This is a genomic window from bacterium (assembly GCA_016702305.1).
GTDB lineage: Bacteria > Electryoneota > RPQS01 > RPQS01 > RPQS01 > JABWCQ01.
The window spans coordinates 1006278-1029503 of sequence record JADJEH010000001.1 but is presented as its reverse complement, the minus strand read 5'-3'; the positions used below and the strand labels follow the sequence as shown (position 1 = coordinate 1029503).

The following is a 23226-nucleotide window of genomic DNA, read 5'->3' as shown; positions in this document are numbered from 1 at the left end:
TGGAGAGAATTGTGCGCGTAATTGCCGCCGCCTTGCTTATGTTTGTCAGCACCTCGATCGTGTCGGCTGCAGCCGGGACGACTGGATATGAGCTCTTTCGCACGGACGGTTTCGCTCGCACGGCGGCCCTTGGAGGCAGCGGCCTCGCGACGTGGGGCGATCTGTCCGCACTGCAAAGCAATGTGGCCGGACTGGCAGCCTTGGAACGGCGGACGGCAACGGCCAGCTTCACGAAGCATGTGCTCGACATCAATCAGGGGACCATGGCCTATGCAGCTCCCTATCAAGGTAAGTTCGTGTGGGCAGCGGCACTCGATTATCTGAGCTACGGGACGTTCGATAAAGCCGATGAGAATGGCTTCAAGAACGGTGAGTTTGGAGCGTCGGACATGCAATTGCGTTTGGCGGCGGCGCGGTCCGTACGGCCTGACGTCCGGTTGGGCGGAGTGCTGAAGTACCAGCATCGGAGCATTGATGGGTTGACGGCCAGCGCGGTCGCGGTGGATGCGGGGATCCAATATGAGACTGGGTTCAACGGTTGGACCGTGGGCGCAGCGATCAAGTCCTTTGGGGTCGCGACCAGTGCATTTCTGGACGAAAAGGACCCCCTGCCGACATCTTATGAGTTGGGATTTTCTGTTCCGCTCGAACATTTACCTGTAAGATTCAATCTGGCGGGGGCTTACGTGACAGAAGAAGGTGCGGAAGGGCGGGGTGGTTTAGAGATCGCGTTCGCACCGCAATTCATCGGTAGGTTGGGTTATTCTACCATCGGGATTGACCAGCGAACGGGGCTTTCGTCCGACACATTTGCTGGTTTTTCAGGTGGTTTAGGCTTGAAAATAAAGCAATTGGCCGTGGACTATGCGCTGACTTCCCACGGCGAGATTGGCTTCCTGAATCGTTTCACAATTTCGACTGCGCTGTAGGACTAAACCTCCCCCTACTTCCCGTGTCTAACGTTTAGAATACCGCATGCCGGATGATCGGAACGACCATGAATTGGTTGAGGCAGCGCAAGCCGGGCGGGATGAAGCGTTTAATCAGCTTGTTCTGCGACACCGGAAGGCGTTGTTCCACACGGCAGTCGGCTTGCTCGGCAATCCGGACGAAGCCGATGATATTTGCCAGGATGTGTTCGTAAAGGCCTATGAGAGTTTGGGTGGTTTTCGTGCCACGTCGGCCTTTTATACTTGGATTTACAGGATTTGTATCAATCTTTGCTTGAACCGTTTGCGATCTCGCAAAGTTCGTTCGTTTCTACGGATTGACCATGAAGAGTTGTCTTTGCCGGCGACCGAGACGGCAGATTTGCCGGTAGAGCAGGCGGAGTTCTTGGCCAAGGCACAGGTGGCAATTGCCAAACTCCCGGAGAAACAGCGAGCGGTTTTCATTCTCAGGTACTTCCGGGAGTTGCCGCACGCCGAGATTGCCGAGATCATGGATCGGGATGTCGGCACGATTAAGGCAAATTATCATCAGGCCATCAAGAAGCTCCAGGCAGAGCTCGGCGGCTATGTTCGCGGTGAAGAAGAGTAACGCCCCACAATACGGGGCTTTGAGTAGAAAGCGATGAAGAAAGACACTGCCCGTTTACAGACTGAAATGCCATCCGGGCTGCTGACTGAACAGCGGCTTTGGGGCACTCCAGCGCGCAGTGATGCGGCCTTTCTTGTCGCTTTGCGAAGCCGTTTATCCGGCCGTCAACCGGCACTTTGGCTACCGTTTCGACAGGTTGCCGGGTTATGTGGGTTAGCGTTGCTGTTGATCGTTGGATTGTGGCTGCCGGTCGGCACTGCTGTTCCGCAGCTTGCCGTGGCCGAACAGGAAGACCTCGAAGTGGTCGTGGATGAGTTTGTAGACACCGAGACAACCATCGAAGACTTGGAGGTATACCTTGATTCCACATTCCCCGAAGAGTCGGTGGAGTTGGGTGAAAAATATGTCGAATCCGATCCGAGCGCGGCGGAGCTTCTGACGGTTGACGCGCAGGAGTTTGACTTGGTTCTGGCTGAGTTAGAGGACACGGAGTTTTTCTAAGAACATGCGCAAAATTGTGCTGATATTTGTGGCGATTGTTCTCCTTGGCCAGTCTGCTTGGGCGGATCGGCCAATGTCGCCGGACGAGCGCCGGGACCGGGTCGAGGCGGTGATCATTGGGAAATTTGCCAATGAACTCGAGCTAACACCGGACGATGCGGAGAAATTCTATCCCAGATTGCGGCAATTCCGGTTGGAAACCGAGGAGATGCAGCGGGAGCTGACGAACGCCCGGTCGCGCCTCGATGAACTTTCCGCGCAAAACAGTTCCGGGACGAAGGACGAGCTGAAGGCCCTGATCACCCGAACGAAGGACTTGCAAACCGGCATTCTTGAGAAGCGGGAGTTACTACTGACTGATCTGGCCGAATTCTTGACTCCGCAGCAGGTATCTCGTTGCGCAATATTGCTGGACGACATACCTCGTCGGATTCGCCAGTTCATGGATGAACGGGGAGGGGCAGGGGGGCCACCGCCGAAGCGGCCCGAAGGCCGTCGGCCGCGACAGGCGAGATAATTCTGCAAGGGCTGCGCAAACCGCAGCCCTTGTTGTTGTGCAAAATCCGTATTCCCCGTATATTGGCATATGCCCCGGCCGACCGTCACCATCATTGTAGTTAGCTACAACACGCGCGAAGCCGTCCGCGATTGTCTCCGCGCTTTGGCGCGCGTCCGCGACGAGGCCGAACTCGATGTGGTCGTCGTGGACAACGCTTCGGTAGACGACACGGTCGGGATGATTCAAGCCGAGTTCCCGTGCGTGCGACTCATTTCGAATCATGAGAATCGGGGCTTTGCCGCCGCTGTGAACCAAGGGGCATCTTCGACTCAATCTGAGTTTTTTCTGATGCTTAACCCGGACACTTGGATCAGCCGTGGGGCTCTGGCCAAGCTACTTGCGGTCATGGCTCAGGATCCAAGAATTGCGGTGGTCGGCGCACAGTTGGCGAGCTTTCGGGGTGATGACCAGGGATCCGTGTTGGCACCACCAACATTGCCCAAGGAGTTCTTCAATCTGCTCCCAGAGCTCAAGGCGATTCTGGTTCCTGCGTTTCTGAAGCGCCGTTTACAGCGTGGGCGGCATGTCGAGCGGCGCGGTCAGGTCGAGGTGCCCGCCGTCAGCGGCGGCGCAATGCTGGTGCGCACGGGGGCCTTTCGTGAGGCTGGCGGGTTGGACGAACGGTTTTTCGTCTATCATGAGGAGGTGGACCTGTGCCTCCGGCTGGCGCAACAGGGGTGGCGGATCGTCTTTCAACCGACCGCAGTGGTACTACATTATGATGCGTTGGCCACCGGGTTCCGGACCAACCGCCTACCGCCCGAGCCGGTGCTGAGTTGGCGGCTGCGGGGAACGGCCGTTCTGTTTGAAAAACACACGGTGGCGGGGACGCGGGATCGGTTTGTGCGGTTGGCGTGTCGGCTGTTGCGCCTGCGCGCGTCTTTGGCGCGCTGGCGGGGGCGCTGGGCAGCGGCCGGCCAAGCAGACTGGGCGCGGCGGGCCGAGGAGCTTGAAATGGCCGCAGTTAGCTTGGCCGCGCCTCGTTCGGGGGCAGAATTGTAGGATTATTTCGGACGCAAGTACAGGAAAAACTTTGGTTGACTTGACAATTTTGGACGGATACCGTATTTTCTTAGCAGGCTCCTCATAGGGAGCCTGATTTTTCTCTTCACTAAAGCGCAGATGGTTTGACTGGAGGCCTCGGTGACACAGGTAAGTACGGATAATATCCGCAACATTGGTTTGTTCGGGCATGGCCACTGCGGCAAGACGATGCTTGCCGAAGCCATGCTCCTGAATATGGGCGTCATTCACCGGCTGGGGAGCGTAGAGGCGGGAACGACGGTGTCCGATTACACAAAGGATGAGATTGAGCGACAAATGTCCATGCAAGTCAGCCTGATGCAGGGTGAGTATCATGGACATTTTTTTAACGTGGTGGATGCACCGGGATTCTCGGATTTCATCGGCGACATGGTTTCGGCGTTGCGTGCCGTGGACATCGCGGTATTGCCGGTTGACGGCACGACCGGCCACGATATTGGCCACACCATGGCGTATGAGGCGGGCGAGAAGTATGGCTTGCCGCGAGCGTTTGTGATCACCAAGCTCGATAAGGAGCACACGAAGTGGGACGAGATTGTCGAACAGTTGACTGAGGAGTTCGGCAAGAAGGTCCAACCGATTCACTTCCCGGTCAATCCGGGACCTGACTTTGACACGATCGCCAGCGGCTTCACGCTGAAGGCGTTCAAATACGCGAAAGATGGCACGGGCACTTGGGAAGAAGTGCCGCTGCAAGGCGAGTTGCTGGAACGCGCGATGGAGATTCGCGCCAAACTCATGGAAGTGGCGGCTGAAGCGGACGACGACCTGATCGAGATATTCTTCGAGAAGGGCGAGCTGACTGAAGATCAGTTGGTCCAAGGTCTGCGCAAGGGCTTCGCGTCGGGCAAGTTGATCCCTGTGTTGGCGGGCTCCAGCGTCAAGAATATCGGAATCAGTCGGCTGCTGGAGTTCCTGATCAAGGAAGGCCCGAGCCCGCACGACCGGACCTCAATTGAAGCGGAGACGGCATCTGGCAAGAACGTGGAGATCCACGAGGACGAGAAGCAGCCGACTTGCGCGTTCGTCTACAAGACGATAACGGAGCCGCATGTTGGTGAACTTTGCTATGTGCGCGTGTTCGCGGGCAAACTTGAACCGGGCATGGAAGTCTTGAACACTCACAGTGGCCAGACGGAGAAGATCGGTCAAATCTTCCATGTTGACGGCAAGACGCGTGAACCGGCGCAGTTGCTGGTGGCTGGTGATTTGGGCGCAATGGTGAAACTGAAGGCGACGCATACGGGCGACACGCTCTCGGACAAAGCGCAGGGTTACAAACTCCCGCGCATCGAGTTTCCTTCGCCGGTGCTTGAGATGGCGGTCGTTCCTAAGACCAAGGGTGAGGAAGACAAGGTCGCGACGGGATTGCACCAGTTGCATGTTGAGGATCCGAGCTTCCAGGTGGAACAGATGCCCGAGCTGGGCCAGTTGATCCTGCGCGGGTTTGGCGACATGCAGTTAGCGCTGCTGCTGTCGCGGCTGAGGGACCGTTTCCATGTTGACGCCGAATTGGTCGAACCGAAAGTACCGTACCGCGAGAGTATTCGCGGATCGGCGGAAGCGGAAGGCAAGCACAAGAAGCAATCCGGCGGCCGCGGGCAATACGGAGTGTGTAACTTGCGTATGGAGGCCCGTCCGCGCGGTGAAGGCTATGAATTCGTGGACGCCATCGTGGGCGGTGCCATCCCGGGCAAGTTCATTCCGGCCATTGACAAGGGCATTCAGGAGACGATGATTCGCGGAGTTATCGCGGGTTACCCCGTTGTGGACGTTAGGGTGACCGTATTCGACGGCAAGTATCACGACGTGGACTCGTCCGAACTTGCCTTTAAGATCGCGGGCCGCAACGGATTCAAGGAAGCGTTCAAGAAATGCAAGCCCTTAATGCTTGAGCCGATCTACGACGTGATGGTCCGGGTGCCCGAAGAATTCATGGGCGACGTGATGGGCGATTTGTCCGGCCGTCGCGGCAAGATTCAAGGCATGGAAGGCGAAGGGCGCTATCAGGTCATCAAGGCCAAGGTGCCGCAAAAGGAACTTTACCGCTACTCCACGATGCTGCGCTCTATGACGCAAGGTCGCGGTATGCATTCGCAGGGTTTCTCACACTATGAAGTTGTGCCGCCGGAAATCCAGGAGAAGATTGTCGCGGACTACGTCGAAGAGAAGGATGAGGATTAGTCGTATTGGAACGGCTATGGGCCCCCTGGCGGATGAGCTACATTTTGGAAACGGTTAAGCAGGAGCAGCCGGACGGCTGCGTATTTTGCCGCATGCTTGCCGAGCAGGACGACGCGCGCAATTTGATATTGCATCGTGCGGAGTTGTGCTTCGTGGTCATGAATCTGTTTCCGTATAATAGTGGTCATCTGATGGTGATCCCGTTACGGCATACGGGCGAATTCAGCTCGCTTACCGCAGCGGAACACGCGGAGATGGGCCGGATGCTGGATTTGGCGCGGGTAGCGCTGTCGGAGTGTTTCACGCCGCACGGTTATAACATTGGCATGAACATCGGCCGGGCGGCGGGCGCCGGGATCGTGGACCATCTGCACTATCATATCGTGCCAAGATGGAACGGCGACTCCAACTTCATGTCGGCGGTAGGCGAGACCAAGGTGCTCTCGGAGAGCCTGCCGGAGAGTTTTGCACGGCTGAAGACCGTGGTGAACCGGTTGCTTGGATAAAACAACCACAGGCTGAAACAACGGACTTGAACTGGGGACTTGGTGAAATAGACACGTTTGTGGGCGACATTTGGGAATTGGCGACACAGGCTTTTGTGACGCCAATCCACAGTGAGTTGCGCCCGGCCTCGCAGATGGCGTTGGATCTCTGGCGGCGCAGCGGCCCGGAGCTCGAACGCGAATTTGACCATGTCGAGAATCTGCCGTTGGGTCAGGTCTACTTGACCAGTGCTGGTGGTCTAAGTTGCGAGCGGTTGATTCATATTTCGGTGACGACGCTATCGCGCCGCCCCACGCTCGAGCATTTCGAAGAGGCGCTTGATCGTGCGTTGATGGCCGCCTATCACAACACGTTTCGTTCCGTCGCCATACCGGCGATGTTCATTGATCCCGGTGAGTTGACTACGCAAGCCGTGGCGCGAGTCACCGTGGAAATCTCAATGGAACATCTGCGCAAGGCCCGTTATCCGGGTCGCATCGTGCTGGTGGTTCCTACCGATTACGTCCACAAGGTATTCCTGTCTGAAATGTCGCGAGTTCAATATGGTGAACCGCTGATCTGATCCCGCCTCGTTCACGCACTTATATTAATTCCTCTTATGGCCTATCCCGTTCCCGGAACGCGCGAGCCTTTTCTTGCGACCCGCCGCCAAGACACTTGGTGGGTGGTACCGCTGGTTATGGCGACGGCGTTCATCGCGTTTATCGCGTACGCCTCGTGGGCGGCATTCCAGCCCGTCGAGTACAGTCGTTTCGGCCCGTACATTTCGCCGTTCTTTTCACCGGATTTGACGCGATTCGTGCCCGGCCTTGGTTGGTCGCCGGCGCTGTTGATTCTGTGGATTCCGGCGGGCTTCCGGCTCACATGTTATTATGGCCGCAAGGCATATTATCGTTCTTTAACGATGTCGCCGCCGGCGTGCGCGGTGGGGAAGGGCCAACGCGACTATAAGGGCGAACGCGCGCTGCCGTGGGTGCTGAACAACATCCACCGCTATTTCCTGTATCTGGTGACGATCTTTGTGATTTTCCACTGGATTCACTTGCTCGACGCGTTCCGCTTTGACGACGGGATTGGGATGGGTTTGGGCACGCTGGTGGTGTCGGCCGACACGGTGTTCCTGAGCTTGTATGTATTTAGCTGTCACTCTCTGCGGCACATGGTCGGCGGGAAGATTGACTGTTACTCATGCGCGGCGGCGGGGGTCACACGGCACAAACTGTGGACGGGAATTTCAATTCTGAACGACCGCCACAACGTATATTTTTGGTGCAGCTTGTTCACCGTAGGTTTTGCGGATGTGTACGTCCGCATGTGCGCGATGGGCGTGTGGCATGATGTGAGGTTCTTCTAATGGCGAACTACACGAAGCACGATTTCGATGTTTTGGTCGTCGGGGCAGGCGGCGCGGGATTGCGCGCGGCCATTGAATCGGCGGCGATGGGTGCGAAGACTGCGGTGGTCATGAAGTCGCTGTTGGGCAAGGCGCACACGGTGATGGCCGAAGGCGGCGCGGCAGCGGCGATGCGGAATGCGGACGATCGCGACTCGTGGCAGACGCACTTCCGCGACACCATGAAGGGCGGCAAGCAGCTCAACTTCTTCCGGATGGCCGAATTGCACGCCAAGGAAGCGCCGGACAGGATTCAGGAATTGGAGGACTGGGGCGCTGTGTTTGACCGCACGCCGACAGGTCTGATAAATCAGCGCAATTTCGGCGGGCATACTTATCCGCGATTGGCGCACGTGGGGGATCGCACGGGTTTAGAGATGATCCGCACGCTGCAGGACAAAGTTGTACACATGGATGCGGAGATCCTCATGGAAATGACGATCACGCATCTGTTCAAGAACGGCGGCAAGGCGTGCGGGGCGTTAGGTTACTCCCGTGTCACGGGCGAGTTTCACCTGTTCCGCGCGAAGGCGATTGTGTTGGCGACCGGCGGCGGCGGCAAGGCGTTCACGATCACATCGAACTCGTGGGAGTATTCGGGTGACGGTCAGGCATTGGCGTGGCGCGCGGGTGCGGAGTTGATGGACATGGAGTTCATACAGTTCCATCCGACAGGCATGGTGTGGCCGCTGTCAGTGCGCGGAACGCTTGTTACGGAAGGTGTGCGCGGTGAGGGTGGCGTGTTGTTAAACAAAGACGGCCGCCGCTTCATGTTTGATTACATTCCTGATGCATTTAAGAACGACGTTGCGGCGACCGAATCGGAAGCGAATCAGTGGGTGGCTGAGGTCGCGGCGGGCAAACGTGCCACAGTGCGACGTCCGCCGGAGCTGTTGACGCGCGATGTTGTGGCGCGTTCGATCCGGGCGGAAGTGCAGGCGGGACGCGGGAGCGCCCATGGCGGTGCGCTGCTCGATATCGCTTCGCGGCGCAATGCCGAGGATATCAAGCGCAAGCTGCCTTCAATGTACCATCAGTTCAAGCAGCTTGCCAATGTAGACATCACGAAGGAGGCGATGGAGGTCGGTCCGACGTGCCACTATATGATGGGTGGTATTCGTGTGGCGGCGGAGACTGCGATGAGCACGCTGCCGGGTCTGTTTGCCGCGGGAGAGGTTGCGGCGGGCTTGCACGGCGCGAACCGCCTCGGTGGCAACTCGCTATCAGACCTGTTGGTGTTCGGCCGTCGTGCAGGTTGGGGAGCGGCGGAGTATGCCAAAAAGGAATCGGTCACGCAGCCGTTGGAGCAGGAAGTTGAAGCTGCCATTGAGGAGAATTTGGCCTGCTTCACACGTCACGGCGGCGAGAATCCCTATACCGTACATCGTGACTTGCAAGAGATGATGCAGAATAACGTGGGCATCGTTCGCATAGAAGCAGAACTCAGAGCGGCTCTGGAAGCCCTGGACGAGTTTGACAAGCGCGTCAAGAACGTGCAGGTGAGTGGTGCGCGCGCATACAATCCGGGCTGGAATCTGGCGATGGACCTGCGCAGCATGGTGGTCGTTTCGCGGGCGATTGCGCTGGCCGCGTTGGAACGGCGCGAGAGTCGCGGCGGTCATTCGCGCATTGATTATCCCGATTACGACAAGCAGTTCTCCAAAGTTAACCACATCCTGAGCAACGAGGGCGGCACGATGGCGCTGCGGGCGCAACCGCTGCCGGTCGTGTCCGAGGAATTGAAGCAGTTTGTGGAGGAAGCCTGAGCCATGTCACGAAGCGTATTAATGAAGGTCTATCGCGGCGAGCAGGGGACGGGCGCACTGCACGACTATCAAGTCCCGATTGACGACGGAATGGTGGTGCTCGATGTTATTCACCGGATTCAAGCGACGGAAGCACCGGACTTGGCCTGCCGTTGGAATTGCAAGGCCGGCAAGTGCGGCTCGTGCAGTGCGGAGGTGAACGGCAAACCGGCGCTGATGTGCATGACGCGGATGGACACGCTGAATCAGGAGAAGCCGATTACGGTTGAGCCTTTGCAGACTTTCCCGCATGTGCGCGATCTGGTGACGGACGTGTCATGGAACTACACGGTCAACAAGAAGATTCAGCCGTTCACGCCGCGTCCCAAGGACGCCGACGGCAAGCAGCGGATGTATCAATACGAAGTGGACCGCGTGCAGGAGTTTCGCAAGTGTATTGAGTGTTTCCTCTGTCAGGACGTCTGCCATGTGCTGCGCAATCACGGCAAGCACGAGGAGTTCGCGGGACCACGATTCATGGCTCGGCTTGCGTCGCTCGAAATGCATCCGCTGGACGTGGCCGACCGCTTGAAACACGTTAAGGACGGTGCGGGCGTCGGCTTCTGTAACATCACGAAGTGCTGTTCCGAAGTCTGTCCTGAACACATTCATATTACGGATAATGCAATCATCCCGTTGAAAGAGCGCGTAGCGGACCGATTCTACGATCCGTTGCAGATGCTGTTCCGGGTATTGGGCGGAAAATGAAGTTTCATACCGAATACCTCACCTTCCAGACTGGGAAGCGCGAGGAGTTCGTTTTGATTACGGATCGAGTTGAGCAGGCCGTCCGTGTCTCGGGAATCCGCGAGGGCATGGTGCTGGTCTCGGCCATGCACATTACCGCCGCGGTGTATGTCAACGATGCTGAAGACGGTCTGATCGCGGATATTCAGGATTGGCTGCGGGATTTGGCGCCGGACCGAGACTATCGGCATCATCGCACGGGCGAGGATAACGGCAGCGCGCATCTCAAGAATCTCATACTGCACCATCAGGTGATTCTGCCGATCACGGCAGGGAAACTCGATTTGGGCCCGTGGCAACAGGTCTATTACGCCGAGTTTGATGGTCAGCGCCGGAAGCGCGTGGTCGTCAAAGTCATGGGCGAGTAGCCGCGGCGATGCTTGACACGCGGCGCGAGTGGCCGCTGCTGATTGTGGGCAGTGGACCGGCAGGTATCGGCGTGGCGCTCGAAGCAAAACGGCGCGGCGTTGCGGCGCTATTGGTGGAACGCGGCGCGCTATGTCATACGCTGTATCGTTTTCCGGAGCGGATGACCTATTTCTCGACGGCGGAGCTGTTGGAGTTTGCGGGTATTCCGCTGGTGTGCGCGGGAGCCAAGCCGACCAAACGCGAGGTGTTAGACTACTTCACGCGAATCGTGACGTCGTTTCGACTGCCGTTCGAGACCGATTGTGCGGTGACGGGACTGCGTCGTGAAAGCGATCAATGGATTGTGTCATCAAGTCGCGGCGAGTGGCGTTGCCGGGCCGTGGTGTTGGCGACAGGCTCCTATGATCAGCCGAACCTGCTGTACGTGCCGGGAGAACATCTGCCGCACGTGTCGCACTATTTTGAGTCGGCGCATCCGTTTATCGGCAAACAGGTTATCATCGTGGGCGGCAAGAATTCGGCGGCGGAAGCGGCGCTCGAATTGTATCGCGCCGGCGCACATGTGACGTTGATTCACCGCGGGGCCGGAGTGTCGCCGTCCGTGAAGTATTGGATCAAACCGGATTTGGAAAACCGCATCCGCGACGGCGAGATTCGCGCGCTGTATCATGCGCAAATTGCTGCGATTGAAGCCGGTATCGTGAAAGTGCGGATCGGGGAGCGTGACCAGGACCTGTCGGCCGATGCCGTGCTGTTGTTGACGGGTTACCAACCGGACTACGAGTGGCTCAGACGGATGGGATTCGAGTTTGAGGGTGAAGCGGACCTGCCTGTGCATGATCCGCTGACGCTTGAATCGAATCTGCCGGGCGTGTATTTCGCGGGCGTACTGCTGGCGGGTCGGCAGGCGTCACGCGTATTCATTGAGAATAGCCGCGAACACGGCGCGCGGATCTTGAAGCACTTCTTGCGTGAAACATGAGCGACCGTTGGTTCAAAGTCTGCCGGCGGGACGAACTGAAAGACGGCACGGCGCGCAGTATCACAATTTTGGGACGACCGTATGCCGTGTTTGCCGTTAAGGGCGAGCTGTACGGTCTGGATTCGGCGTGTCGGCACATGCGGGCGAATTTAGGGGCGGGGAAGATGCTGGGGAATGTGGTGTCGTGTTTCATGCATCAATGGGAATACGACGTGCGCTCAGGAAAGTGCTTGACGGAACCCGGCATGGACACGGTGAGCCGGGCGGTCAAAATAGAAAACGACATTGTATACATTTCGGTCGCGTGGCCGGATGAATAGACTTATTGGATCGAATGCGCGATAGCGCAACAAGGAGACTGGCATGAAGCAGCGCATAGTTTTACAGCTTGCGGCATTGGTTCTGCTGTGTAATGCATGGCCGCTGCAGGCGGCTTACGAGATATTTTTCCACAGCGGCACCGTGGTTCCGGCCGCGGGTGATTACCGTGTTGAGTCAGTATTGCCGGGGACGCACGTCGTCCTGCAATTTGAAACCGCGCTCACGTTGGCGCAACGCGACCGGTTGGCATCCGCAGGGGTGAAACTCGTCGGGTACCTGCCCGAGCGCGCGTTTGCGGCGCAGCTCGATCGTCCACTAACCGCACAGGAGTTGACGGCTTTGGGTGTGCGCGCGGCGTTGCCGTTTGCACCTGAGTATAAGCTGCATCCGCGCGTCGTGACGGGTGATTTCGGAACGTGGAGCGAGTACGGCGACGGCCAGCGGATGTTTAACGTGGACGTGTTCGAGGACGTGACGCTGGAACAGGCGGCGGCTGACTTAAGCAAAGCGGGCTATGCAGTGGGCGACCATATTGACGTGACGCACACGCTGGTTGTCGCGGTGGACCCGGGCAAGATCATGGAGCTTGCGGCGATAGATGCGGTGCTATTCATCAATGAAATGTCGCCACCGCTGGAAAGTCTAAATTCGACGGTGCGCACGCGCCTGCATGTGAACGAAGTGCAGACAGCGCCGTACAACCTGTCCGGCGACGGTGTGACCATTCTGGTGTATGACGGCGGTTTGATTGATTCTACTCACCCGGATTTTGGCGATCGCGTCACGGCCATGGAAGACGGCGCGATTGCGGATCACCCGACTCATGTCGGCGGCACGGTGGGTGGTAACGGCGGCAATTTGCGTGGTATGGCCCCGGCTGCAAATATTGTCAGCGGCGAATACGATGCGTGCACACCGTTCTGCTTTTATAACAGCCCGAACGACGTTAGCGATGACTACACATTTGCGCGGCAGAATTTTGATATTGAGTTGACCACCAACTCGATGGGCGCAAATGTCAGTCCGAACGGCTATCCGTGTGCGTGGTTTGGAGACTACGAGCTATCCTCACGCGTGATTGACGGATTGGTGGCTGAAACAGATGATCGTCCGTTGATTCAGTTCTGGGCCGCAGGCAACGAGCGCGGCGACCCCGGTTGCGGCAACAGTTCGTATCGCTGTATGTCCATTCCCGCTTCGGCAAAGAACATCATCACGGTTGGCGCGACAACGTCCACGGACGCGGTCGCGTCGTTTTCATCATTTGGTCCGACGGATGACGGACGCCTGAAGCCTGAAGTCGTCGCAACGGGTGTCAACGTGAATTCGTGCGCACCAGGCGGTGGCTATCAGGTCATGTCAGGTACTTCGATGGCGACTCCGGCAACGGCGGGCGTTGGGTGTTTGATTCTCGAACGCTGGCACCAGCTCTACCCGGGTTCGCCCGATCCTCTGCCGGAAGCGATGAAAGCGCTTATGATTAATTCGGCGACGGACTTGGGCAACGTCGGGCCGGATTTCCAGACAGGCTACGGGATCGTGAATGCTCAGCGCGCGATTGACCAATTGGCCGCGGGTGGCGTCATCCAGAGCACTTTGGGTGCAGACCAGCCATTGGATTTTGAATTCAATGTCCCGGAAAACACTCCATTTATAGATGTCAGTTTGGCGTGGACGGACGTTCCCGCGTTGGGCAATGTGATTCCGACGCTTGTCAACGACTTGGACCTAATTCTGATTTCGCCCGCCAATCTGGGCTATCAACCGTGGGTGTTGAATCCAAGTTCTCCGGGCACCGCAGCGGTTCCGGGTGAAGACAGCGTTAACGTATGCGAAAAAGCGCGAGTGACGAACCCTATCGCGGGAACATGGCGGGCGCGGGTGCTGGGTGACATCAATGTGGGTGAGACGCAGACATTTGCGCTCGCATCGAGCCTGCCTTTGGCGACAGAGTGGACGACGGTGACGGGTGTGATGCAAGACACGGAAGCTGGGCTTCCTGCCCGCGGCATTGTCTATGTTCCTGAAGCCGGTCTGACCGCTTTCGCGTTCCCTGGCGGCTCCTTTTCGTTCACCGTTCCGAGCGGCCGCAATTACACGTTGATTGGGCGTGCCTTTGGATTCCAAGGCGCTGAGGTCGGGATTACGGCCGACGGCCCGACGGTCGTGCAGAATATCGAACTGACGTTTTTCGATCCCGCTCCACCGAACATCACCGGTACGGTGGTGGATCAATTCAATCAGCCGGTGGTCGGAGCCACGGTCCATTCGACCTTTCCCAATTGGCCAACTCCTGTCGTGGATGCATTGACCGACGCGTCTGGTGAATTCAGCGCATACCTTCCGCCTGAAACGTATGATATTACTGTCTCGGCAGGTGGTCTGTCGGTAACGGAGACGATCACAACGACGATTGGCGGCGATTTCACGATTGTATTGAACGATCAACGCATTCGTCCAGTCGGACCGGATGCGGGCGGCTATTATTGTTACGAAAATGCCGACACGGGTTACGCGCCGACATTCGCCTATACTTCGATTGCGCCCGCGGGTGGCGGCGCCGGCACTTTAATCGGACCGGGTGCCGGTAACGACTGGCTGATTCAGGTAGCGCTTCCGTTTAGCGCGCGATTCTATGGCACGATTACAGAAGGTTTGACGGTTTCGGCGGACGGCTGGATCGGTTTTGGGAATGTTGCGGGCGGCGCCCAATCGTGGACGAACGGTTTCATTCCAAATAGCGATGCGCCGAACAACTGCGTTCATGTATTTTGGGATGACTTGTATCCCTACAATCCGACGGAAGGCGGGCAAATCGCGTCGTTTTACGACTCGCTTAACGGGCGATTCATCGTTGAGTACTACGAAGTATCGCACTTCCAGCCGACGAACTTGAAGGTTACGGCACAGTTTGTCCTCTACTCGCTGGATACCCGGCAAACGTCGTCGGGCGATAGTGAGTTTGAAGTGCATTACCAGCGGTTTGACTACGACGGTCCAGACACCGACCAGGATGCGACGCTTGGTATTGAGAATTCCAACGGTAGCACGGGTCTGATGGTGTATTTCGACGGTGGGGCGGACCCCTACCAGTACCCCGTTGCGGCGGGTACGGCGCTGCGCTATACGACCGGGCCGATTCTCGGCACGGGAACGGTGGCGGGACAGATTACAGCTCTGCCTGCGACCGATTTGAGCACGGCGACGCTGCGCCTTGGCGCGACTTCGTTCAGCCCGGAAGCGGATGGTTCTTTTTCCATTGGCGGCGTACCGGGCGGCCAATTCCGCCTGGAGTTCTCATATGCCGGATATGAGACAGTTGAATCTGAGCAGTTCACTGTTCCTGTCGGCGGCGAGGTGACGGTCAATTTGACCACGTACCGGCTGAATGCCCCGACCAGTTTAACCGGAGAGTTTGACGCAGAAGCCGGAGTGATTCGCTTAAATTGGGTGCCACCGACGTGGGCAGCCGGCCTGCGTGAGCCGGGCGATCAGCCCTTGGATGCACTAAGCAACTACACGGTCCTTGTGGGCGGTCGCACTCCTGTGACGGGCATCTCGGATACCTTCCTCGTATACACTCCGCCGAATCAGGGGATTTACCGTATGTGGGTCATCGCGAACTACGACGGTGGAATATCGGACAGTTCCAATATGGTGCAGTTCACAGTCACCCCGGCGCATGAAGTGCTGGGACTGGTGCCAACGGAGTTGAGTTTGGCGCAAAATTATCCGAATCCGTTTAACCCGACGACGCGCATCAGTTTTGGCTTGCCAGCGGCTTCAACCGTAACCTTGGATGTGTTTGACATTACAGGGCGTACGGTGGCGCAATTGTTGCACAGTCGGCTGGAAGCCGGTTACCATCGTGTGGACTTTGACGGCACGAATTTGGGCAGCGGCGTGTTCTTCTACCGATTGAGTACCGGGGAGCGGCAGATCATCCGCAAGATGATGCTGTTACGCTAACCAACCGATCCTCGTGAACAGAGGGGCCGCGCGGCCCCTCTGTGTTGAGTGTAGTGTTCTAACAAGATTTTCTGGAGATTTCATTCGCATATGAAACTGACATCGCTTGCCAGTTACCGGTTTACCCCAAGTCTTCCCGACACGTTGTCGCGTCTGACTGAATTAGCCTATAACTACTATTGGTCATGGCGGCCCGAGATTCAGGAGCTGTTTCGGCGCCTGGATCCCGATCTGTGGGAAGCCAGTCACCACAATCCGCTTAAGCTGCTGCTGGACGTCGCGCAATGGAAGCTGACGAAGGCTTCCCAGAGCGTAGAGTACCTTGAGCATTACAAGCACTGCATGCATCTGCTGGACTCGTATGTGAACGACGAGTCGTGGTATCGGCAGGTACATTCGGGCGAGCAAAACGGCCGCATCGTGTTTTTCTCAATGGAGTACGGGCTGTCGGCCAGCCTTCCATTGTACAGCGGCGGCCTGGGCGTGTTGAGCGGGGACTATCTCAAAGGAGCATCCGACGTCGGTTTGCCGGTAGTCGGTATCGGACTGGCGTATCGGCAGGGCTACTTCCAGCAACGCCTTGACGTGAACGGACACCAGAGCGAAATGTACCCGCAGAACGACTTTGATGTACTGCCGATGCAGCCGGTGCTTGATGAGCACGGCAATCGCTTGACGATTCAGATTCCCTTTCATAATCGGCAGTTAACGGTCGGTGCATGGCTGGTGACGGTTGGGCGGGTTCCGTTGTACGTGCTGGACACCGATTTGCCGGAGAACAATCCCGGCGATCGCTCGATTACGCACACATTGTACGGCGGCGATCGGGAGACGCGAATTCAGCAGGAGATTGTGCTGGGGTTTGGCGGCGTTGAGTTGCTGCGCAAACTGGGCATCAAGATGTCGGTGTGTCACATGAACGAGGGGCACTCGGCATTTGTGCAGATCGCCCGGATTCTGCACGCGGCGGCTGACCAAGGCTTGACCTGGTATGAGGCGCTGCAACTGGTGAGCGCGGGGACTCTGTTCACGACGCACACGCCGGTGCCGGCGGGCATTGATGAGTTCTCGACGGAATTGATGGACAAATATTTCGGGCAGATCTATGACCGATTCGGCATCTCGCGTGACGAAGTTCTGGGACTGGGCAGCGTTCGACCGGGCACGCCGGGACAGCCATTTAACATGGCCATCTGCGCGCTGCGCACGTCGGACTATACGAACGGCGTGAGCCGTTTGCACGCGGACGTGTCGCGCCGGATGTGGACGGAAAGTTGGCCCAATCTGCCGCACGAAGAAGTGCCGATTGACTTCGTGACCAACGGCGTCCACCATGCGACGTGGATCTCGCCTGAGATGTCGCAACTCTTCAATCGCCACTTCAGCGCCGAGTGGCGCCACGGTCCGGACGACAAACGGCTGTGGGCGGAAACGGATAAGATTCCCGACAATGAAATATGGGAGACGCACAATCTTGGCAAGCTGCGGCTGATTGACTTTGCGCGATCACGCGTGGCGGCCTACAGGCAGCGCGTCAGCGGTTTTGTGCCGTTGCACGAGGAGCTTGAGCAGATTCTCCATCCTGAAGCACTAACCATCGGTTTTGCGCGCCGCTTTGCGACGTACAAGCGGGCAACGCTTTTGCTGTCGAATCCGGAGCGGTTGTTGGCGCTGCTCCGTTCTGAAGACCGGCCGGTGCAATTCATTTTCGCGGGGAAGGCGCATCCGCAGGACGTGATGGGCAAGGACCTGATTCAGGAGCTGATTCAGTTCGCGCGCCGGAACAACGTCGAGCATCGGATGCTGTTCCTTGAGAACTATGACATGAACGTAGCCGCGCATCTCGTGCAAGGCGTGGATGTGTGGATGAACAACCCACGTCGTCCGCTGGAAGCGAGCGGCACGAGCGGTATGAAGGTGTTGATAAACGGCGGATTGAACTTCTCGATTCTCGACGGATGGTGGGACGAGGCGTACCTGCCGGAAAACGGCTGGGCGATCGGCGCGGGTTTGCAGTTCGGCAACGACACCCAGCAGGACGAAAGCGATGCGCGGATGCTGTTTGACGTTCTCGAACACCAAATCGTCCCGCTCTACTATCGCCGTGGCGACGACGGAGTGCCGGCTGCGTGGATGCAAAAGGTCAAAGCCTCAATCGCCGGGCTGGTACCGCGGTTTGCGGCGCGGCGGATGGTGAAAGAGTACTGGGAGGACTTCTACGTGCGCGCGCTGGAGCGCTGCGCGTTGATGGAGATGGACAACGCGGCCGGTGCACGCGAGCTGGCGCGCTGGAAACGCCATGTGGAAAGCCGTTGGCACGAGGTGCGGGTGCTCAATGTAAAGACGGAACCGACGTTTAATCTGCATCCGGGCAGTCCGGTCCGGGTGAATGTGGAGGTCGCTTTGGGCGGCCTGCTGCCGGAGGATGTAGAGGTGCAGATTTGTTACGGCGCGGATCGCGGCAAGGGTGATATTGAGCTGTCGGGCTACACGCGGCTGGACTATGCTGAGAACGGCACAGCGCACCAGTACACAGGGTCGTGGACGGCACCTGAAAACGGCACTTTCGGTTTCACGGTGCGCGTGGTACCCAGCCATCCGTTCATGGGCAATCCGCTGCGCATGGGGATCGTCCGCTGGGCGCCAGGGCACGCGTAAGATCAGGATACAGACGAGAGCAAAAGAGGACGACCGGCGAGTCGTCCTCTTACGTTGAAGTCCGTAGGCCTACAGGGCAACGGCCATCATCCGGCCTCGGGCTGTTAGTCCGGAGGAGGCATAAAGAGCCTGCGCGCTTGGATTGTCTTCCGCGACCAGTAGCCATAATTCTGCGCAATTCTGTTCGACTGCACGCTGGCGGGCATGCTCCATGAGCTTGCGGCCGATGCCCTGGCGGCGGCAGCCGGGGGCTACAGACACGTCCCAGACCCATAATTCTTTGATTCCATTGAACCTATTGGTCGAGACATAGAGCCAGAGGTGTCCTGCGTAATGGACAGTTTCGGTACTCGCAATCCAGATTTCACTTTCGGGTCGGAAGGCGAACTCTTTCACGAATCCTCGGAAGCGCTCGAAGAGGTCAGTTTTTGTTTGACTTGGCCGACCGTGCAGGGAACCGCAGGTCTCGCATCCGAGTTGGAGAAAGTAATCGAGGTCGCCGGACTGCATGGGGCGAAGGAGCAGTCTTTGCGGTAAAGAGGCGTGGTCTTCCATTTGTTTCTCCGACAGTTGGTGCTCGGAAGACAAATAAGACTATATTTGTCAACTATTAAGAATTCCCCGATGGACCTGCGGATGCGGATCCGCTGGATGAAAATTAGGGCAAAAGTTTGTAGATTGCGAGACCTTCGCAGAAACCAATCTAAGGAGCAAGAAGTGAAGAAATTTGGAATGTTGCTCGGCTCAATGGCCGTAGTGGCCCTGGTGATCGCCGGTGGCATGAGTTACGCAGGTGAAGGCGCCTGTTCGTCCAAGTGTTCGAGCAAGGGTGCTAAGACTGCCGCAAATTCCCAGTCCTCATGCGGGACGACCGGGACCGCAACTGCCCTGACGGGTTCCACGACCGCGAGCTGTGATGCTTCCAAGGCTTCTGATCAGAAGGCTGCCGGATCGTGTGACGCCTCGAAATGCGCGGCTGGTGCGACGAACGCGGCGATGACGACGGGTAGCTGCGATGCTTCCAAGTGCGCCGCCGGTGCGAATGCCTCGATGAAGGCTGGTTCGTGTGACGCCTCGAAGTGCGCGGCTGGCGCGACGAATGCGGCGATGACGACGGGTAGCTGCGATGCTTCCAAGTGCGCCGCCGGTGCGAATGCCTCGATGAAGGCTGGTACGTGTGATGCTTCGAAGTGTTCGGCGGCTGGCGCGACGAACGCGGCGATGACAAGCGGTTCGTGCTGCGCGTCGAAGGGTGCGAACGCTTCAATGGCTTCGGGATCGTCCTGCTCGACGACGAACGCTGCGATGACGAGCGGTTCGTGCTGCGCGTCGAAGGGTGCGAATGCTTCAATGGCTTCGGGCTCGTGCTCAGCATCCAAAATGGCGTCGGGCGAGAAGGGCTACTTCGGCGCGAACGTCTACAAGATTGACAATGGCGTGATGTACGCCGTTGCGGATGGCAAGAAGTTTGTCGTATCGGACAAGACTCCGTACAACCAGGTTGGCAACGCTCGTTTTTATTTTGCGGATGATGCTTGCGCGGTGAAGTGTTCGGAGAAGATGGCTTCGATGGCCAACAACTATGTTCACGAAGCTGTCGAGCTTGCGACGGTCGAGTCCAACGTGAAGATCGAGAATGGCAAGAAGATCGCGACGTGTTCGATGTCGGGCCAGAGCTTTGAAGTGAGCAACGCGACGCCGGCGGTCGTGCAGGACGGTCAGAAGACCTACTTCTGCGGCCAGGGCTGTGCAGATCATTTCATGGGCCTGTAAAGAGACCCCGTTCGGTTTGATGTCAAGAGGCCGCACCGGATCGGTGCGGCCTCTTGATTTTATTAGCACTTATGCCCTAACTAATTAGAAACAATGTGTTAAGAGAAGTTGTGGTGGGTGCTGGTTGGGGGAAGTCCTGTGGCAGGTACTTGACAGGCTGAAGGGCGTTCTGTATATTTCGGGTTCGCGCACAATGCCGCGGGCCTGTGGCGCAGTTGGGAGCGCGTCTGAATGGCATTCAGAAGGTCAGGGGTTCGAATCCCCTCAGGTCCACCAGACGTACCCGACGGAAATCGGGCCGTTCTTTTTGCGGGAGTAACTCAGTGGTAGAGTTCCACGTTGCCAACGTGGTTGTCGCGGGTTCGAATCCCGTCTCCCGCTCCAGAATTAGATAGACGCTGCAGGCCCGATGCAGCGCTGCTGCGCCTGCGCATGGTTCACTCATAGACTGAGTGGATTGAGATCAGCGTGGCGCCGTAGCCAAGTGGTAAGGCGGAGGTCTGCAAAACCTCTATTCAGCGGTTCGAATCCGCTCGGCGCCTCCAAGCCGCATGCCGTCCGGTAGTCGGCCGATCGCGGCTGCCGGGATGGTGAAATGGTAGACACAGGGGACTTAAAATCCCCAGGGAGCACAACTCCCGTGCCGGTTCGAGTCCGGCTCCCGGCACACGCGTATCTGGTCTGTGCGCCGCAGTTCACTGTCTGCCTGTGGTCGTGCTACCGGCTGAAGGGCCGGTTGCTTTGTTTATGAGGGCGATTAGCTCAGTTGGTTAGAGCGCTTGCGTGACATGCAAGAGGTCACAAGTTCGAATCTTGTATCGCCCACCGGCGTGGACGCTGGATCCGGTACCGCTAACGCGTAGAGCTTGGTTGGGTTGCCGACGTGGACACGTAAATTGAAATAGCGCCGCTTCGAGGGCGAATACCCGAGGAATCCGTTCGTAAAGGTACTCGACATGTCAGAAATCAGAATAGAATTTGAGGACGGCCAGTCCGTCGCGGTACAGCCCGGCGTGAAGCCATTTGACCTCCTGCCCGCGGGCAAGGAGGTTGGCGCGCAGGGAGTGTTGTCATCGCTGTTAGACGACGCGATTTGGGATTTGCATCGGCCTTTGGAGCGCGGCGGTAAGCTGCGGTTCATCGGTTTTGATCAGCCTGAAGGCCGATTTGTCTATTGGCATAGCGCCGCGCATTTGATGGCGCACGCGGTCAAGGAGCTGTGGCCGGAATCGCAACTGGCAATTGGACCGCCGATTGCGGACGGCTTCTACTATGATATTGACTCGCCGCACGTTTTCACGCAGGAAGATTTTCCTGTGATTGAAGACAAGATGCGCGAGATTTCGAAGCGCAATTTGCCGTTGATTCGCAAGGACCTTGACGACGCGGCGGCGCGCATGCTCTTTAACAAGCTGGGCGAGTCGTACAAGATTGAATTGATCAACGATCTGAATGAGTCGTTGACGGTTTACGAACAGGGCGACTTTGTGGATTTGTGCCGCGGTCCACATCTGGATCGGACGAGCCGGATCAAGCACTTCAAGATTCTGTCCGTGGCCGGCGCGTATTGGCGCGGTGACGAAAAGAATAAGATGCTGCAGCGGCTTTATGCGACCGCGTATCCCACCAAGGAGTTGCTCGAAGAGCATCTGCACAGGATTGAAGAGGCGGCGAAGCGCGACCATCGTAAGCTGGGCAAGCAGCTCGATCTGTTCAGCTTCCATAACGAATCGCCGGGCGCGGTTTTCTTTCATCCGCGCGGGCAGATTATCTGGGACGAGATTACTCGTTATTGGCGAGCGAAGCACTACGCGGCGGACTATCGCGAAGTGCGCACTCCGTTCGTGATGAACGAAGAGCTGTGGCACAAGTCAGGCCATTACGAGCACTACCGGGAGAACATGTACTTCACCGAAGTGGATGAGCAGTCCTATGCGTTGAAGCCGATGAACTGTCCGGGTCACTGTCTGGTCTATGGTACGCACCAGGTATCGTACCGCGATCTGCCGCTGAAGCTGTGTGAATTGGGCACGGTACACCGCTATGAAAAGAGCGGCGTGCTGCATGGACTCTTCCGTGTGCGGGTGTTTACTCAGGACGACGCGCACATCTACGTCATGCCCGAGCAGATTGAGGAAGAAGTCGCCAAGGTTGTGCGCTTCATCTTTGAAATGTATCGTGACTTCGGATTTGAGGATTTCCGCGTGGAGCTTTCTACTCGTCCGGAATCGCGTACCGGTTCTGATGAAGTATGGGATCAGGCGGAAGGGGCGCTGGCCAATGCGCTGACGAACATGGGAGTCCCCTACAAGCTGAATCCCGGTGACGGCGCGTTCTACGGCCCAAAGATTGACTTCCACATCAAGGATGCGATCGGCCGGACATGGCAGTGTGGGACGGTGCAGTGCGATTTCTCGATGCCGATGCGATTCGGTCTGGAATATATCGGCGCGGACGGCGGCCGGCATACTCCGGTGATGATTCACCGTGCGCTGCTGGGTTCAATGGAGCGCTTCATCGGCATTTTGATCGAGCACTACGCGGGCGATTTGCCGCTGTGGCTGTCGCCGGAGCAGATCCGGATTCTGCCGGTTTCGGACAAGACCATTGACTACGCGACTGGTGTTGCCGCCGAGCTGAACGCTCGCGGGATTCGCGCGCATCTTGATGACCGCAACGAGAAGTTGGGCTTCAAGATTCGCGACGCCGAGCTGAACAAGATTCCCTACATGGCCGTAATCGGCCCGAAGGAAGCTGAGAGCGCTCAAGTATCGCTGCGCCGCCGTAAAGAGGGCGACTTGGGCGGCCTGAGCGTTGAAGCGACGGCTGAACGCCTGTTAAACGAAATTCGTACTCGCACGACTCATTAATATCG

At 57.6% G+C, this 23226-nt stretch carries 19 protein-coding genes and 5 tRNA genes; 23 read left to right on the top strand and 1 reads right to left on the bottom strand.

The features are described from left to right. The first annotated feature begins 11 nt into the window (after positions 1-11). From IPH10_04475 to glgP, 16 genes are all read left to right on the top strand, one after another. Positions 12-929: a PorV/PorQ family protein gene (locus IPH10_04475; protein ID MBK6910172.1), complete on the top strand. Its 918-nt coding sequence runs from the start codon at positions 12-14 to the stop codon at positions 927-929. A gap of 46 nt (positions 930-975) precedes the next feature. After that, positions 976-1539 (top strand): RNA polymerase sigma factor, encoded by a 564-nt coding sequence (locus tag IPH10_04470; protein ID MBK6910171.1) that lies wholly within the window; start codon positions 976-978, stop codon positions 1537-1539. 33 nt (positions 1540-1572) lie between these two features. Beyond that, the gene (locus tag IPH10_04465; protein MBK6910170.1) at positions 1573-2040 is read left to right on the top strand and encodes a hypothetical protein; all 468 of its coding nucleotides are present in this window, start codon (positions 1573-1575) and stop codon (positions 2038-2040) included. A 4-nt stretch (positions 2041-2044) separates the two neighbouring features. Then, positions 2045-2557 carry a periplasmic heavy metal sensor gene (locus IPH10_04460; GenBank protein ID MBK6910169.1) on the top strand — a complete coding sequence of 171 codons (513 nt, stop codon included), beginning with the start codon at positions 2045-2047 and terminating at the stop codon, positions 2555-2557. Positions 2558-2626: 69 nt separating this feature from the next. Further along, complete coding sequence (locus IPH10_04455; protein ID MBK6910168.1) at positions 2627-3601, top strand: glycosyltransferase family 2 protein; 975 nt, start codon at positions 2627-2629, stop codon at positions 3599-3601. 141 nt (positions 3602-3742) lie between these two features. Further along, positions 3743-5827: an elongation factor G gene (locus IPH10_04450; protein ID MBK6910167.1), complete on the top strand. Its 2085-nt coding sequence runs from the start codon at positions 3743-3745 to the stop codon at positions 5825-5827. A gap of 5 nt (positions 5828-5832) precedes the next feature. Then, entirely contained in the window at positions 5833-6333 is a 501-nt protein-coding gene (locus tag IPH10_04445; protein ID MBK6910166.1) for an HIT domain-containing protein, read from the top strand. 26 nt (positions 6334-6359) lie between these two features. Continuing rightward, a complete protein-coding gene (locus IPH10_04440) occupies positions 6360-6896 on the top strand; it encodes a macro domain-containing protein (GenBank protein MBK6910165.1) in 537 nt (178 codons plus the stop codon). Between the two features lie 36 nt (positions 6897-6932). Then, positions 6933-7688 carry a succinate dehydrogenase gene (locus IPH10_04435; GenBank protein MBK6910164.1) on the top strand — a complete coding sequence of 252 codons (756 nt, stop codon included), beginning with the start codon at positions 6933-6935 and terminating at the stop codon, positions 7686-7688. Next, complete coding sequence (locus tag IPH10_04430; GenBank protein MBK6910163.1) at positions 7688-9493, top strand: fumarate reductase/succinate dehydrogenase flavoprotein subunit; 1806 nt, start codon at positions 7688-7690, stop codon at positions 9491-9493. Before IPH10_04435 ends, IPH10_04430 begins: the two co-directional genes overlap by 1 nt. A 3-nt stretch (positions 9494-9496) precedes the next feature. After that, the gene (locus tag IPH10_04425; protein ID MBK6910162.1) at positions 9497-10240 is read left to right on the top strand and encodes a succinate dehydrogenase/fumarate reductase iron-sulfur subunit; all 744 of its coding nucleotides are present in this window, start codon (positions 9497-9499) and stop codon (positions 10238-10240) included. Further along, positions 10237-10647, top strand: a complete 411-nt coding sequence (locus IPH10_04420) for a YjbQ family protein (protein MBK6910161.1) — start codon at positions 10237-10239, stop codon at positions 10645-10647. Before IPH10_04425 ends, IPH10_04420 begins: the two co-directional genes overlap by 4 nt. An 8-nt stretch (positions 10648-10655) precedes the next feature. Further along, positions 10656-11630, top strand: a complete 975-nt coding sequence (ypdA, locus tag IPH10_04415) for a YpdA family putative bacillithiol disulfide reductase (protein MBK6910160.1) — start codon at positions 10656-10658, stop codon at positions 11628-11630. Beyond that, positions 11627-11950, top strand: coding sequence for a Rieske (2Fe-2S) protein (locus tag IPH10_04410; protein MBK6910159.1), 324 nt, complete (start codon positions 11627-11629; stop codon positions 11948-11950). Before ypdA ends, IPH10_04410 begins: the two co-directional genes overlap by 4 nt. A gap of 43 nt (positions 11951-11993) precedes the next feature. Continuing rightward, the gene (locus IPH10_04405) at positions 11994-15920 is read left to right on the top strand and encodes a S8 family serine peptidase (GenBank protein ID MBK6910158.1); all 3927 of its coding nucleotides are present in this window, start codon (positions 11994-11996) and stop codon (positions 15918-15920) included. A gap of 90 nt (positions 15921-16010) precedes the next feature. Next, on the top strand, positions 16011-18578 hold the full coding sequence (glgP, locus tag IPH10_04400) for an alpha-glucan family phosphorylase (GenBank protein MBK6910157.1): 2568 nt from the start codon (positions 16011-16013) through the stop codon (positions 18576-18578). A gap of 69 nt (positions 18579-18647) precedes the next feature. Here glgP and IPH10_04395 read toward each other — a convergent pair whose 3' ends face one another. After that, positions 18648-19133 (bottom strand): GNAT family N-acetyltransferase, encoded by a 486-nt coding sequence (locus IPH10_04395; protein MBK6910156.1) that lies wholly within the window; start codon positions 19131-19133, stop codon positions 18648-18650. A 162-nt stretch (positions 19134-19295) separates the two neighbouring features. Between IPH10_04395 and IPH10_04390 the strand changes: the two genes are divergently transcribed. From IPH10_04390 to thrS, 7 genes are all read left to right on the top strand, one after another. Further along, positions 19296-20351, top strand: coding sequence for a hypothetical protein (locus IPH10_04390; GenBank protein MBK6910155.1), 1056 nt, complete (start codon positions 19296-19298; stop codon positions 20349-20351). A gap of 200 nt (positions 20352-20551) precedes the next feature. Further along, positions 20552-20627: transfer RNA gene (locus IPH10_04385), tRNA-Ala, on the top strand. Positions 20628-20660: 33 nt separating this feature from the next. After that, positions 20661-20735: transfer RNA gene (locus IPH10_04380), tRNA-Gly, on the top strand. An 86-nt stretch (positions 20736-20821) separates the two neighbouring features. Beyond that, positions 20822-20896, top strand: a tRNA-Cys gene (locus IPH10_04375). Positions 20897-20932: 36 nt separating this feature from the next. Then, positions 20933-21018, top strand: a tRNA-Leu gene (locus tag IPH10_04370). Between the two features lie 84 nt (positions 21019-21102). Further along, positions 21103-21176: transfer RNA gene (locus IPH10_04365), tRNA-Val, on the top strand. A 131-nt stretch (positions 21177-21307) separates the two neighbouring features. After that, positions 21308-23221 carry a threonine--tRNA ligase gene (gene thrS, locus IPH10_04360; GenBank protein MBK6910154.1) on the top strand — a complete coding sequence of 638 codons (1914 nt, stop codon included), beginning with the start codon at positions 21308-21310 and terminating at the stop codon, positions 23219-23221. Positions 23222-23226 lie beyond the last annotated feature (5 nt).

Bases quoted from the DNA above. Each gene is read 5' to 3' on its own strand.
- IPH10_04460 (MBK6910169.1), top strand. From the start codon at position 2,045: ATGCGCAAAATTGTGCTGATATTTGTGGCGATTGTTCTCCTTGGCCAG.
- IPH10_04420 (MBK6910161.1), top strand. From the start codon at position 10,237: ATGAAGTTTCATACCGAATACCTCACCTTCCAGACTGGGAAGCGCGAG.
- IPH10_04470 (MBK6910171.1), top strand. From the start codon at position 976: ATGCCGGATGATCGGAACGACCATGAATTGGTTGAGGCAGCGCAAGCC.
- IPH10_04395 (MBK6910156.1), bottom strand. From the start codon at position 19,133: ATGGAAGACCACGCCTCTTTACCGCAAAGACTGCTCCTTCGCCCCATG.
- thrS (MBK6910154.1), top strand. From the start codon at position 21,308: ATGTCAGAAATCAGAATAGAATTTGAGGACGGCCAGTCCGTCGCGGTA.
- ypdA (MBK6910160.1), top strand. From the start codon at position 10,656: ATGCTTGACACGCGGCGCGAGTGGCCGCTGCTGATTGTGGGCAGTGGA.
- IPH10_04425 (MBK6910162.1), top strand. From the start codon at position 9,497: ATGTCACGAAGCGTATTAATGAAGGTCTATCGCGGCGAGCAGGGGACG.
- IPH10_04435 (MBK6910164.1), top strand. From the start codon at position 6,933: ATGGCCTATCCCGTTCCCGGAACGCGCGAGCCTTTTCTTGCGACCCGC.
- glgP (MBK6910157.1), top strand. From the start codon at position 16,011: ATGAAACTGACATCGCTTGCCAGTTACCGGTTTACCCCAAGTCTTCCC.
- IPH10_04410 (MBK6910159.1), top strand. From the start codon at position 11,627: ATGAGCGACCGTTGGTTCAAAGTCTGCCGGCGGGACGAACTGAAAGAC.
- IPH10_04405 (MBK6910158.1), top strand. From the start codon at position 11,994: ATGAAGCAGCGCATAGTTTTACAGCTTGCGGCATTGGTTCTGCTGTGT.
- IPH10_04455 (MBK6910168.1), top strand. From the start codon at position 2,627: ATGCCCCGGCCGACCGTCACCATCATTGTAGTTAGCTACAACACGCGC.
- IPH10_04430 (MBK6910163.1), top strand. From the start codon at position 7,688: ATGGCGAACTACACGAAGCACGATTTCGATGTTTTGGTCGTCGGGGCA.
- IPH10_04465 (MBK6910170.1), top strand. From the start codon at position 1,573: ATGAAGAAAGACACTGCCCGTTTACAGACTGAAATGCCATCCGGGCTG.